13 protein-coding genes are annotated in these 12,993 nt (G+C 73.1%); 9 read left to right on the top strand and 4 right to left on the bottom strand.

Going from position 1 to position 12,993, the window contains the following annotated elements; genetic code table 11:
* The first annotated feature begins 81 nt into the window (after positions 1-81).
* The 3 genes from ACIBH3_RS19785 to ACIBH3_RS19775 all read left to right on the top strand — a co-directional run bounded on the left by ACIBH3_RS19785 (position 82) and on the right by ACIBH3_RS19775 (position 3,639).
* Positions 82-1,467: a glutamine synthetase family protein gene (locus ACIBH3_RS19785; protein WP_396313296.1), complete on the top strand. Its 1,386-nt coding sequence runs from the start codon at positions 82-84 to the stop codon at positions 1,465-1,467.
* Positions 1,468-1,577: 110 nt separating this feature from the next.
* A complete protein-coding gene (locus ACIBH3_RS19780; RefSeq protein ID WP_396313295.1) occupies positions 1,578-2,363 on the top strand; it encodes a 3-oxoacyl-ACP reductase in 786 nt (261 codons plus the stop codon).
* A 109-nt stretch (positions 2,364-2,472) separates the two neighbouring features.
* Entirely contained in the window at positions 2,473-3,639 is a 1,167-nt protein-coding gene (locus tag ACIBH3_RS19775) for a DUF2510 domain-containing protein (RefSeq protein WP_396313294.1), read from the top strand.
* Positions 3,640-3,748: 109 nt separating this feature from the next.
* Here the strand turns inward: ACIBH3_RS19775 and ACIBH3_RS19770 are convergent, their stop codons facing one another.
* The 3 genes from ACIBH3_RS19770 to ACIBH3_RS19760 form a co-directional block, all read right to left on the bottom strand.
* Entirely contained in the window at positions 3,749-4,711 is a 963-nt protein-coding gene (locus ACIBH3_RS19770) for a lytic polysaccharide monooxygenase (protein WP_396313293.1), read from the bottom strand.
* Positions 4,712-4,892: 181 nt separating this feature from the next.
* Entirely contained in the window at positions 4,893-6,140 is a 1,248-nt protein-coding gene (locus ACIBH3_RS19765) for an amino acid deaminase/aldolase (RefSeq protein ID WP_396313292.1), read from the bottom strand.
* 49 nt (positions 6,141-6,189) lie between these two features.
* Positions 6,190-7,218: a serine hydrolase gene (locus ACIBH3_RS19760; protein WP_396313291.1), complete on the bottom strand. Its 1,029-nt coding sequence runs from the start codon at positions 7,216-7,218 to the stop codon at positions 6,190-6,192.
* A 140-nt stretch (positions 7,219-7,358) separates the two neighbouring features.
* Here ACIBH3_RS19760 and ACIBH3_RS19755 point away from each other — a divergent pair, with 140 nt between their 5' ends.
* Complete coding sequence (locus ACIBH3_RS19755) at positions 7,359-8,150, top strand: SseB family protein (RefSeq protein WP_396313290.1); 792 nt, start codon at positions 7,359-7,361, stop codon at positions 8,148-8,150.
* Positions 8,151-8,208: 58 nt separating this feature from the next.
* Here the strand turns inward: ACIBH3_RS19755 and ACIBH3_RS19750 are convergent, their stop codons facing one another.
* Complete coding sequence (locus tag ACIBH3_RS19750; protein ID WP_396313289.1) at positions 8,209-8,586, bottom strand: DUF1844 domain-containing protein; 378 nt, start codon at positions 8,584-8,586, stop codon at positions 8,209-8,211.
* A gap of 488 nt (positions 8,587-9,074) precedes the next feature.
* Between ACIBH3_RS19750 and infC the strand changes: the two genes are divergently transcribed.
* The 5 genes from infC to ACIBH3_RS19725 all read left to right on the top strand — a co-directional run bounded on the left by infC (position 9,075) and on the right by ACIBH3_RS19725 (position 12,778).
* Positions 9,075-9,806 carry a translation initiation factor IF-3 gene (gene infC, locus ACIBH3_RS19745; RefSeq protein ID WP_396313412.1) on the top strand — a complete coding sequence of 244 codons (732 nt, stop codon included), beginning with the start codon at positions 9,075-9,077 and terminating at the stop codon, positions 9,804-9,806.
* A 140-nt stretch (positions 9,807-9,946) separates the two neighbouring features.
* A complete protein-coding gene (gene rpmI / locus ACIBH3_RS19740; protein WP_360264568.1) occupies positions 9,947-10,141 on the top strand; it encodes a 50S ribosomal protein L35 in 195 nt (64 codons plus the stop codon).
* 104 nt (positions 10,142-10,245) lie between these two features.
* Positions 10,246-10,641, top strand: coding sequence for a 50S ribosomal protein L20 (gene rplT, locus ACIBH3_RS19735; protein WP_396313288.1), 396 nt, complete (start codon positions 10,246-10,248; stop codon positions 10,639-10,641).
* Positions 10,642-10,747: 106 nt separating this feature from the next.
* Entirely contained in the window at positions 10,748-11,614 is an 867-nt protein-coding gene (locus ACIBH3_RS19730; protein WP_396313287.1) for a TrmH family RNA methyltransferase, read from the top strand.
* A gap of 60 nt (positions 11,615-11,674) precedes the next feature.
* Complete coding sequence (locus tag ACIBH3_RS19725; RefSeq protein ID WP_396313286.1) at positions 11,675-12,778, top strand: ATP-binding protein; 1,104 nt, start codon at positions 11,675-11,677, stop codon at positions 12,776-12,778.
* Positions 12,779-12,993 lie beyond the last annotated feature (215 nt).

Here is a 12,993-nt window from a genome sequence, read left to right as displayed (position 1 = left end):
CTCTTCCGCACTGTCGGCGCCAGGCCTTAGCGTTCCCTGTAACCGATCGATCCCGCTGAGTAGTCATCGAGGAGGGCCGTCATGGCCGACCGGACGGCCCCCTTCGGCCCGCCGCCGCGGGCCCCGCTCACCATGGGCGAGCTGCGCAGCCTGGTGGACACCGGCGAGATCCACACCGTCGCCGTCGCCTTCACCGACATGCAGGGCCGCCTCCAGGGCAAGCGCTTCGCCGCCCGCTTCTTCCTCGACGAGGTCGCCCAGCACGGCGCCGAGGCCTGCGCCTACCTGCTGGCCGTGGACGTGGACCTCAACACCGTCGACGGCTTCGCGCTGGCCTCCTGGGACACGGGCTACGGGGACTTCGCGCTGCACCCCGACCTCGCCACCCTGCGGCTCACCCCCTGGCAGCCCGGCACCGCGCAGGTCACCGCCGATCTGGCCTGGCACGACGGCAGCCCGGTCGCGGCCTCCCCGCGTGCGATGCTGCGCCGCCAGATCGAGCGGCTCGCGGAGCACGGCCTCGCCGCCGACGTGGGCACCGAGCTGGAGTTCATGATCTTCCAGGACGCGTACGAGGAGGCCTGGCGGAGGGGGTACCGCGAGCTGACCCCGGCCAACCTCTACAACGTCGACTACTCGATGCTCGGCACCGCGCGGGTCGAGCCGCTGCTGGCCCGGCTCCGCAACGAGATGGGCGCGGCCGGTCTGACGGTGGAGTCCGCCAAGGGGGAGTGCAACCTCGGCCAGCACGAGATCGCCTTCCGGTACGCCGACGCCCTCACCACCTGTGACCAGCACAGCGTGTACAAGACCGGCGCCAAGGAGATCGCGGCCCAGCAGGGCTGCTCGCTGACCTTCATGGCCAAGTACGACGAGCGCGAGGGCAACAGCTGCCACATCCACCTCTCGCTGCGCGATCCCGAGGCGACCCCGGCCTTCGCCGACGCGCAGGGCACGATGTCCGACACCATGCGGTACTTCCTCGCCGGGCAGCTCGCCGCGCTGCGCGAGTTCAGTCTGCTCTACGCCCCGAACATCAACTCCTACAAGCGCTTTCGTGCCGCCTCCTTCGCCCCCACCGCCGTCGCCTGGGGCCCCGACAACCGCACCTGCGCCTACCGGGTGGTCGGGCGGGCCCGCAGCCTGCGGCTGGAGAACCGCGTGCCCGGCGGGGACGTCAATCCGTACCTGGCCGTGGCCGGGATGCTCGCCGCCGGGCTCTACGGCATCCAGCAGAAGCTGCCGCTGTCCGAGGCCTGCACCGGCAACGCCCACGCCGGTGACTTCCCGAGGATGCCGGGCTCGCTGCGCGAGGCGGCCGACCTCTGGGGGAGCAGCGCGCTCGCCCGGTCGGCCTTCGGTGACGAGGTGGTCGAGCACTACCTCACCATGGCCCGGGTCGAGCAGGCGGCGTACGACGGCGCCGTCACCGACTGGGAGCGCTACCGGTCCTTCGAGCGGCTGTGAGCGCGAGGTGGGCCCGGGGCCGAGCGTGAGGTGAGCCCGAGCCGAACGCCTGCCGGGCCGCCGCGCCGGGGCAGGAACGTCCAGGAACGCACCGAGGAGCAGGAGTTCGTATGACCGACGACACCCCGGTCTGCCGCCGACTGGTCGGGCGGGTGGCCGTGATCACCGGCGCCGGGAGCGGCATCGGGCTCGCCGCCGCCCGCCGGCTCTCCGCCGAGGGCGCGAAGGTGGTCTGCGCGGACATCGACGAGAGCACGGGCCGGGCGGCCGCCAAGAAGGTCGGCGGCCTCTTCGTGCACACCGACGTCACCGACCCGTACATGGTCGAGGCGCTCTTCGACGAGGCGTACGAGACCTACGGCAGCGTCGACGTGGCGTTCAACAACGCCGGCATCTCCCCGCCGGAGGACGACTCCATCCTCACCACCGAACCGGCCGTCTGGCACCGGGTACAGGAGGCGAACCTCACCTCCGTCTACCTCTGCTGCCGGGCCGCACTGCCGTACATGCGGCGGCACGGGCGCGGTTCGATCATCAACACGGCCAGCTTCGTGGCCCGGATGGGCGCCGCGACCTCGCAGATCTCCTACACGGCCTCCAAGGGCGGGGTGCTGGCGATGTCGCGTGAGCTGGGTGTGCAGTTCGCCCGCGAGGGCATCAGGGTCAACGCGCTCTCGCCGGGGCCGGTGGACACCCCGCTGCTCCGGGAGCTGTTCGCCAAGGATCCGGAGCGAGCGGCCCGCCGGCTCGTCCACATCCCGCTCGGGCGCTTCGCCAGGCCCGAGGAGATCGCCGCCGCCGTGGCCTTCCTGGCCAGCGACGACTCCTCCTTCATCACGGCTGGCGAGTTCCTGGTGGACGGCGGGATCTCGGGGGCGTATGTCACCCCGCTGTAGCCCGCCGGGAGGTGGCCTTCAGGAGTCTCATCGAATACTCATCGAAAATCGGGCGATTTGGACGCCGCTCTGATTTCCCGCTTATCCGCGTCCGCTTACATTCTCAAGCGTGAGCGAGCAGATTCCCGCCGGGTGGTACCCGGATCCGCAGGACACCACCACGACCCCCCGACCACAGCGCTGGTGGGACGGCAAGGGCTGGACGGGCAGCACCCGGCCCGCGCCGCTGGACGCACCGCCGCCGCAGCTCCCCGGAGCCCCGGCCGCCGAGACCCCGGCCGCCGAGGCCTCGACCACCGAGACCCCGTCCGCGGCTGCGCCGGAGGGCGAGGAGACCCGGGTGCTGGAGGGCCAGGTCCTCCAGGACGGGCCGACGGTGCGCTTCCCCCAGCCGCCCCCGCTGATCGGCGCGGCGCCGGCGAAGAAGAGGCGGACGCTGCGCCGGCCCTCCCGGCCGGTGCTGGTGACGGCCGCCGTGGCGGCGCTGCTCGGCCTCGCGGTCGGGTCCGGCGTCACCTACCTGGCGATGGGCGACCACGCACAGAAGCGGGCCGGCCACCGCAGCGGCGCGTTCCAGTTCCCCGGGGGCAAGGGCCTCTGGGGCGGCCCGGACGCACCCGGCGACGGCCAGGGCGGCAAGGGCGACGACGGCAGCGGCGGCGGGCCGGGCAACGGGCCGGGCAACGGGCCGGGCGGGAAGGGCAACGGCCGGGGCAACGGCAACGGCGGCTCCAACGACGGCAGGTCCTCCTCGACCACCGCGGCCGATCTGGTGAACCGGATCACCCTCCCCATCCCCGCAGGCTGGGAGGGCGGCACCACGCCCGGTGGCTTCGCGGCGCTGACCATCGGCTCGTACTCCTGCCCCGGCTCCGGTGGCGGCGAGTGCTCGCTCGGCGGCGCGACGACCAGCCGGATCACCGGCCCCGACGTCGAGGCGGCGGCCAAGGCCGACATCGCCAAGGCCGCCAAGGAGTCCTACGGTGAGGTCGCGTCGCACGAGGAGCTGAAGTCGGAGGCGGTCAAGGTCGACGGCCGTGACGGCTACCTGGTCCGCTGGAAGGTCGACGCGCCGCAGGGCAACGACGGGTACGTCGAGACCGTGGTCTTCCCGGCCGGGCAGAAGGACAGCAAGGCCCTGGTCGCCGTCCACCTCGGCTTCGACGTCGACCCCAAGGCGCCGGACATCTCCGTGATGGACACCATCGTCAAGGGCATCGGCGCCTACTCCGGCAAGGGCCTGCCCGGCGGCGCCGACGGCGGCACCACCACCTGAACCTGACGGTTCTGCGCGCGGCGCCGCCGCGTCGCACCCAACGCGCGGCGCCGGGCACCGGCCCGGGTGGGCGCCCCCTAAGGGACCGCCCGCCCGGGTCGGCCGCGTCTCAACCCCCCTGGCGCCCGGCGGCCACCCGGCGCCGGCGCAGCACCATCACCGCCCAGCCGGCGCTGATCGCCGCCGCGCCGGTGAGCAGCAGCGGACCGGCGGGTGAGCCGGCGCCGATGGCAGCGGCGCGGATCTGCACGGCGGGTGCGGCGGGTGCCGGGGCCTCGTCGCCGCCGTGACCGTGGTGGCCGACGGTGGACTTCGCCGCGCCCGCCGCGATCTGCTGCTCCGTCGGGGCGGACGGCGCCGTGGCGGCCGGGGTGTCGGCTGCCGCCGCTCCCGCTGCCGGTGCGGCCGCGGCTGCCGCCCCCGCAGCGGCCGGCTGGCCGAAGACGACGTCCGAGCAGCTGTAGAAGGCCTCGGGGCTGTCGCTGCGCTGCCAGATCATGTAGAGCAGGTGCCGGCCGGTCCGGCTGGGGAGCGTGCCGCCGTAGGTGTAGTAGCCGTCCGTCGCCGTCCTGGTCACGGAGGCCTGGGCGACCGGCGTCGGGTCCAGGTCCGACCACTTCAGCGGCTTGGCCGGGTCGTAGCCGTCGTTGGTGATGTACACGCTCTGGGTGCCCACGTGCGCCGCCGTGACCTTGAACCTGAAGCTGAACGCGCCCGGGCTGACGGCGGTGGCCGGCCAGTCGGTCCTCGCCGTGTCCAGCGCCCGGTACTTGTCGCGGTTGGCGGAGCAGAGCCTGCCGTCCGGGATCAGCGCCTGGTGCCGGCCGTTGGCGTCGGCGATGTTCACCTCGTTCCAGTCGTACAGCGGCTGGGTGCCGCTCATGGCGACGAGGTCCTTGCACACCTGGGACCTGGGGTTCTCGGGGCCTTCGGCGTAGCACGCGGCGATCCGGCTCACCGGGCCGAGCATCGCGCCGTGCGCGTTCGCGGTGCCGGCCGCCGCCAGGGCGGTGAGCAGCAGGGTGGACCCGGTGACGGCGAGTGCGAGCACTCTGCGGTGGGGGGAGGGCATGTGGGGGCTCCTTGGCACGCTTCGGGTCGGGCTGTGTGGGGGCGGGCACGTCTGCCCGAGGTCGCGACCCGGCCTGAGCGTACGATTGGTCTGGACCAAGTGGCAATACCGAAGCCCCGCACAGTTTCTGACGCCGTGTGCGGTGAGGAAGAGGCGCGCGAGCCCCGGTGCGCGGGCGCGCTCAGAGGAAGGTCTTGCCCTCACCCCGGTAGGTGGGGACGCTCTCCACCACCCGCTCGCCCTCGACCAGGCGGAGTTCGGCGAAGCGCTCGCACAGCTCGCCGGCCTTGGCGTGGCGGAACCAGACCCGGTCGCCGATCAGCAGGTCGTCGGCCGCCGGGCCGAGCAGCGGAGTCTGCACCTCGCCCGCGCCCTCCTGCGGGTCGTACCTCAGCCCCTGCGGCAGGTACGGCACGGGCGAGCGGTCGGGGCCGGCCGCGCCCGAGGCCGGGTAGCCGCCGCCGAGCACCGTCACCACGCCGAGCCCCGGCCGCCGGACCACAGGCTGGGCGAACAGCGCCGCCGGACGGCCCTGGAACGAGCGGTAGTTGTCGAACAGCCGGGGCAGGTACAGGCCGGAGCCGGCCGCCACCTCCGTCACCGCCCGCTCGGCCACCGTCGACTCGACGCTGCCCGTGCCACCGCCGTTGACGAACTCCAGGTCCGCGACCGTCCGCAGCTCCCGCACCACCACCGCCCGCCGCCGGGCCAGTTCGGTACGGGCCCTGCTCTGCATCAGCTGGATGGTGCGCGAGCGCACCGGCCGCCCGGCGATGCTGTCGCCCACGCCCGCGATGTGCCCCTCGTACGCCATCAGCCCGACCACCCGGAACCCGGGGCGCCGCTGCACCAGCTCGGCGAGCGCGCCGAGTTGACCGGGCGTGCGCAGCGGCGAGCGCCGGGCGCCGATCCGCACCCGGCCGCCGAGCAACTGGAGCGAGGTGTCCAGCTCCAGGCAGATCCGGACCTCCTCGGTGCCCTCCCGGGCCCGGTCGATCACTTCGAGCTGGACGGGGTCGTCCACCAGGACGGTGACGGCGCCGGCCAGTTTGGCGTCGGAGGTGAGCTCGGCGAAGCCGGACCGGTCGGCGCTCGGGTAGGCCAGCAGGACGTCGTCGAAGCCGGAGCGCGCCAGCCAGATCGACTCGGCGAGGGTGAAGCTCATGATCCCGGCGAAGCCGTCCATCGCCAGCACCCGCTCCAGCAGGGCCCGGCAGCGCACCGACTTGCTCGCCACCCGGATCGGCTTACCCGCCGCGCGGCGGGCGAGGTCGGCGGCGTTGGCGTCGAAGGCGGCCAGGTCGACGATCGCCAGCGGCGCGTCGAGCTGTGCGGTCGCCCGGTCGTAGCGTGCCCGGTCGGCGACCGGCGAGGGCGGCGCGGTGCTGTGGACGGCGAGGGCACGGGCGGAAGCTGCGGGCGTGGCCATGCGCGCAGAGTGCCATACCCCGCCTACCGGTGGGTAGGCCCGGGAAGGCTCATTCCCGTCCGGTCGACCCGGCGACGGACCCCACGGCCGCGGCGGCCCCGGCGGCGGCCCCGGCCTGCCCCGAGGTCAGAGCCTGCCCCGAGGTCAGAGCCTGCACCGCAGCGACCGCCACCGACTCCACCACCGAGACGCCGTCCTCCTCCGTCACGTTCCCGTCCGACAGCACCGCGACCAGCACCCGGTGGCCGGCCCCGGTGGTGACCTGGCCGATGCTGTTGACCACCCAGAGTCCGTCCTGGTCCCGCTCCAGCCAGCCGTTCTTCAGCATCCAGCCGCCGTCGGGGGAGGCGGCGGCCGAGACGCCCCAGGCCTGTTCCTCGGATATCGCGGCCATCAGCCCGCGGATGCGGTCCTGGGCGGCCGGGTCGAGCGGCGAGTGCCGGTCGAAGATCACCCGGAGCAGCCTCAGCTGGTCCTCGACCGTGGTGGTGGTCAGTCCCCAGTAGCCGTCCCGTCCGGCCGTGGTGGCGGTCAGTCCGAAGGCCTGGTTGGCGCGGTCGAGGCCCTCGGCCCCGCCGATCTCCTCGAAGAGCTCGCCGGCCGCGTCGTTGTCGCTGTCCTCGATCATCGCCGTGGCCTGCTGCTCCTGCTCCTCGGTCAGGGCGGAGCCCGTCTGGCGCAGCAGCGCGGCCAGGATGTCCGCCTTCACGATGCTGGCGGTGACGAACCGGTGTCCGTCGGCACCGGCGACGGCGGTGCTGCCCGAGGTGAGGTCCAGCAGCGCGAGCGAGACGGCGCCCGGCGCCGCGGCGGGCGTGGTGCGCAGTGCCTGCTCGACGGCCAGGGTGACGGCCTGCGTGCCCGGGGTGCCGGGCGCCGGCCCCACGCCGGACGGCGCGGGGAGCGGGGTGATGTCCGGGCCGGAGTCCGTGGCGGCGCGGGCGGCGGCGCCCGGGGCGTGGTGGGACAGGCCGCCGACGCCCAACGCCAGCATCACCGCGACCACCAGGGCGAGCAGCACACCGGTTCGCAGCCGCCTGCGGCCCTGGGGCCGGCCCATTCGGTATCGCGATGTCATGCGTCCATGATCGTCCTTGGCCCCTGGCCACGTCACCACCCCTGCACCGGGCAATCGCCGCGCAATCGCGGGGGAGTTCGCCGGGTCCGCGCAGGGCGGCGGCGAGGAGCCGGCACGGCGGCGTGACATAGGCTCGGCGGGTGGACCGCAAGAACATCCCGAACCCAGGTTTCGCCGCCGACGACGGCACCGCCGACCCGCGCCTCGCGCAGGCCCTGACCGCCTGGTCCGAGGACCGCGCCGCGGAGCCGGAGCTGCTCCGGGCGCTGACGCCCAGCCGGCTGATGGTGCCCATCGTGGCCCTGCTGGGCGAGGTGGAGACGGACGAGAGCGAAGCGGGATGGGGGTCCCCCCGGGCGAAGGCTGGGGGAGGGCTGCGGCACGAGAAGACCAGCGACATGGCCGTCCCGGTGATCGAGGCCGCCGACGGCCGTCGCGCTCTGCCGGCCTTCACCTCGCTGGAGACCCTGGCCCGCTGGCGCGCCGACGCCCGGCCGGCCCCGGTGGCCGCGCCGCAGGCCGTGCTGGCCGCCTACTCGGAGCGGGCCGACACCCTGCTGATCGACCCGGCCGGCCCGGTGACGTACCAGCTGACGGGCGCCCGGATGCGGGCCGTCGCGGAGAACCGGGTGTACCTGCCGCCGCTGGGCGACCCGGAGGTCCGCGAGGCCGTCCGGCGGGTGCTGGGGGCGCAGCCGGAGGTGGTGTGCGCCCTGCTGGAGCCCACGGACGGCGCGGACGGGCTGCTCGCCGTCTACACCGACCCGGGGCTGGACGGTGCCGCGCTCCAGGAGAGCGCGCAGCGGATCGGCCGCGCCGTGAGCTCGGAGCCGCTGCTGCGGGTGCGGCTGGACCGTGGTCTGAGCCTGGCGATGATGGGCGGTGCCGGCCCCGGTGCCGAGCTGCCGGCCGAACCGCTCTACCGGCGCTGAGCCGGCGCCGGTACGCCCGCCCCGCCCGGGCGGGGCGGGCGTACCGCCGCCGGGCGGCTCAGGAGTAGACGGGCCCGGTGAACTTCTCGCCGGGGCCGGCGCCGGGGGCGTCCGGGACGGTGGAGGCCTCGCGGAAGGCCAGCTGGAGCGACTTGAGGCCGTCCCGCAGCGGCGCCGCGTGGAAGTTGCTGATCTCGGGGGCGCCCGCGGTCACCAGGCCGGCCAGCGCGGTGATCAGCTTGCGGGCCTCGTCGAGGTCCTTGTCGGCCGCGCCGCCCTCGGCGAGACCGCACTTCACGGCGGCGGCGCTCATCAGGTGCACGGCGACGGTGGTGATCACCTCGACGGCCGGGACCTCGGCGATGTCGCGGGTGAGGTCGTCGAAACCGATCGCCTCGTCGCCGGAGGCGGTGTTCTCGGTGGGCTCGCTGCTCAAGGGGGACTCACTCCGTCGTGCCGGTGTACGTACACCAGGGAGCGTACAAGGGGGCGGGTGCGAGCCGCGGGGCGCGAGGTCGCCGGGGGCGGAATACCGCCGGGGGGACAAACGCTGTATGCTTCGAGACTGACCGGCCAGGAACCCCCAGGGGATCCCGGCCAGCAAGTGGAGGCTCCACTCAGGAGGCCCGAGAGGGCAACCGCGAAAGTCTCCCACCTGATCGGCCTAACGGTCGACGGGTCCCGGTCCGCGACACCGGCCGCAAGGTCCGGTAGTCGCCAGCAGCGCTCCTCACCAGGGCGCCGCCCCCGGTCGTGTGGAGCCCCGCTTGTGTACCGAGCGGGGCTTTTTTCGTGTCGCGGTGCATGCAGCCAACCAGCGAGTAGGCAGCGCAGCACGAATGAAGCCCCGCCCAGTGGTCGAGTCCACTACGTGCGACCGCCGTCCGACGGCCGCATCGCAGAAGGTGCAACCGAGGAGGCCCCATCAGCACCGAGCCCCGCATCAACGACCGGATTCGCGTCCCCGAGGTGCGACTCGTCGGTCCCAGCGGCGAGCAGGTAGGCATTGTGCCGCTTGCCAAGGCGCTGGAGCTCGCGCAGGAGTACGACCTCGACCTGGTTGAGGTCGCGGCGACCGCCCGGCCGCCGGTGTGCAAGCTCATGGACTACGGCAAGTTCAAGTACGAGTCGGCCATGAAGGCCCGTGAGGCGCGCAAGAACCAGGCGCACACGGTCATCAAGGAGATGAAGCTCCGGCCGAAGATCGACCCGCACGACTATGACACCAAGAAGGGTCACGTCGTCCGGTTCCTCAAGCAGGGCGACAAGGTCAAGATCACGATCATGTTCCGCGGTCGTGAGCAGTCCCGGCCCGAGCTGGGCTTCCGACTGCTGCAGCGGCTGGCGAACGACGTCCAGGACCTGGGCTTCGTGGAGTCCTCGGCCAAGCAGGACGGCCGTAACATGATCATGGTTCTTGGCCCGCACAAGAAGAAGACCGAGGCCATGGCCGAGGCCCGTGCGATCGCGGACGCCCGCAAGGCTGAGCGTCAGGGCCGGAACACCGGCTCCGACGACACCGCGGCCGACGACGCGGCGCTCGAGGCCGAGAACGCCGCCGCCGAGGCGGAGGCCGACGAGGCCGACGCCGCGGACGAGGGTGACGAGGCCGACGCCGAGGTCGAGCAGCCGGCCGAGGTTGCTCAGGACGCCTGAGCCCCCAGGGCTCCTGGCAGTTTGAGGGAACCGGCCACCAAGGTGCCGGGGCAGCCGCCCCGGCCACCAGTTCAATCCAGTCCCGTCCCGCGCGGCAATGGCGCGCGGGCGGGGACGGACCGATGAGGAGAGACGGCGACATGCCGAAGCAAAAGACGCACAGCGGCGCCAGCAAGCGCTTCAAGATCAGCGGCTCCGGGAAGGTGCTGCGCGAGCGTGCCGGCCGTCGCCACCTGCTTGAGCACAAGCCGTCGACGCTGACCCGCAAGCTGGCCGGTACGGTCGAGGTCGCCCCGGCCGACGCCAAGAAGATCAAGAAGCTCCTCGGTAAGTGATCGCCCTCCCTCGGCGCAAGCCGTGGGACCAGCTGATCCTTCCCGACCCATTCGAATGACGGACCACGTGAAGTAGTCCGTGGTCCAACCCAAGGAGTAATGAAGTGGCACGCGTCAAGCGGGCAGTAAACGCCCACAAGAAGCGCCGGGTCATCCTCGAGCGGGCCAGCGGTTACCGCGGCCAGCGGTCGCGCCTGTACCGCAAGGCCAAGGAGCAGGTCACCCACTCGCTCGTTTACAACTACAACGACCGCAAGAAGCGCAAGGGCGACTTCCGTCAGCTCTGGATCCAGCGCATCAACGCTGCGGCCCGTGCCAACGGCATCACCTACAACCGCTTCGTGCAGGGTCTGAAGGCTGCCAACGTCGAGATCGACCGCAAGATGCTGGCCGACCTCGCCGTGAACGACCCGGGCACCTTCGCCTCGCTCGTCGAGGTGGCTCAGAAGGCTCTGCCGACTGACGTCAACGCCCCCAAGGCCGCCGCCGACGCCGCCTGATCCTCCCGGATCAGGTGCCCCGGCACCGCAGCTGAGTTGTCAGACCCGCAGGCTTGCCTGCGGGTCTGACTGCTTCCACGGCACCCTCCGCCCCAGAGACGAGAACATGCAGAGCACCGACACCCCCCTGCTGACCTCCCTGCGCTCGCCGCGCGTGGTCGCCGCCCGCCGGCTCGCCAAGCGGAACCAGCGCAGCAAGGAGCGCCGGTTCCTCGCCGAGGGCCCGCAGGCCGTTCGCGAGGCGATCGCGTTCGGGCAGCTGCCGGGGTCCTCCGAGCACGCCGTGGTCGAGATCTACCTCACCCAGGACGCCGCCGAGCGGCACGCCGAGATCGTCGCCGCCGCGCGGGCCGAGTCGCTGCCGGTGCTCACCGCCACCGACGAGGTGATCGCCGAGATCTGCGACACCGTCACCCCGCAGGGGATCGTCGCGCTCTGCCGGTTCATCGACACGCCGTTCGAGGAGGTGCTCAAGGCCCGCCCCCGGCTGGTCGCCGTGCTCGCGCACGTGCGCGACCCCGGCAACGCCGGCACCGTCCTGCGGACCGCCGACGCCGCCGGCGCGGACGCCGTGGTGCTCACCGACGCCTCGGTGGACCTCTACAACCCCAAGGCCGTCCGGGCCTCGGTCGGCAGTCTGTTCCACCTCCCGGTCGCCGTCGGCGTCCCGGTCGAGGAGGCCGTCGCCCGGCTGCGCGAGGCCGGCGTACGGGTGCTGGCCGCCGACGGGGCGGGGGAGCGGGACCTCGACCAGGAGCTGGACGAGGGCACCCTCGGCGCTCCCGGCGCATGGGTCTTCGGGAACGAGGCCTGGGGTCTGCCGGAGGAGACCCGCGCACTCGCGGACGAGGTGGTGCGCGTACCCATCCACGGGCACGCCGAGAGCCTCAACCTCGCGACGGCCGCCGCCGTCTGCCTCTACGCCTCCGCGCGGGCCCAGCGCTCGCCGGAAGGGTGTCGCGCACGGGGGTAGGGACGCTAGGGTCAGCCTCGGTGGGGGGAAGTACACGGTGGGTAATCGGGGAGGACGCCCATGGCCGGCATCGGGGTAGAGCTGGACCCGGAAGAGCTGCCGGACGGCCTGGTGATCGCGGACGCCCGGGGCCGGGTGGTGTGCTTCAACCGCGCCGCGGGCCGGCTCACCGGCATCCGCCCCGCCGCCGCCCTCGGCAGCCCGCTGGAGGACGCCCTCCCGCTGGAGGACCTGGACGGCCGGCGCTGGTGGCAGCTGACCGACCCGTACGGCGGCCCGGCCATCCGCACCGGCCAGCCCGAACGCAACCTGCTGCTGCCGGGCGGGCGCGAGGTGCTGGTCTCCGCCCGGTACGTCCGTGAGAACCCGCAGCAGCCCCCGGCGCGGGTTGTGGTCGCCCTGCGCGGCACCGAGGCCCGACGCCGCACCGAACGCAGCCACGCCGAGCTGATCGCCACCGTCGCGCACGAGTTGCGCTCCCCGCTCACCAGCGTCAAGGGCTTCACCGCCACGCTGCTGGCCAAGTGGGAGCGGTTCACCGACGGCCAGAAGCGGCTGATGCTGGAGACCGTCGACGCCGACGCCGACCGCGTCACCCGGCTGATCGCCGAACTGCTGGACATCTCCCGGATCGACGCGGGCCGGCTGGAGCTGCGCAAGCAGGTGGTCGACCTCGCGGCGGCCGTACGCCGGCACGTGGACGGCAAGGTCGCCGCCGGTATCCCCGAGAACCGCTTCGACATCCGGATCACCCAGCCGCTCACCCAGCTCTGGGCCGACCCCGACAAGATCGACCAGGTGCTGGCCAACCTGCTGGAAAATGCGGTGCGGCACGGGGAGGGAACTGTCACGATCGAGGTGGCACCCGCCAAGGAGGTCATCGAGGCCCCCGTCTGGGAGCGCCCCGGCACCCCGCCCCGAGTCCTGGAAGGAACAGCGGTCACCGTGAGCGACGAGGGCAGTGGCATTCCCGAGGAGTCGATGCCGCGCGTCTTCACCCGCTTCTGGCGCGGCTCCAAGCGCGGCGGCACGGGCCTGGGCCTCTACATCGTCAAGGGCATCGTCGAGGCCCACGGCGGCACCATCCGGGTCGACCGCGCGCCCGGCGGCGGCGCCCGCTTCCGATTCATCCTGCCCGCCGCGGTGCCCGACTTCATGCTGTGAGTCGCAGGCCGCCCCGGCGGGCGAGCGAGCCTGGAAGTACAGGCGACTACACTCGACCTTTGGCGTTGTGGGACGCCCTGTGCGGCTGAGCCGCGGACACCCTTCCTCCCGGACGGAGATCGGCTGACCGTGCCCCGGCCACGCCGGGCGTAACGCGCCGGCCCCTCGCCCCCAGCCTGGCGGCCGGGAGGTGCCCCCAGCCCGACGGCGGGCAG

Origin of the sequence: Kitasatospora sp. NPDC050543 (assembly GCF_044457565.1) — a bacterium.
Classification (GTDB): Bacteria; Actinomycetota; Actinomycetes; order Streptomycetales; family Streptomycetaceae; genus Kitasatospora.
The sequence above is the reverse complement of the archived record's forward strand: the minus strand, read 5'-3'. Positions and strand labels throughout refer to the sequence as shown.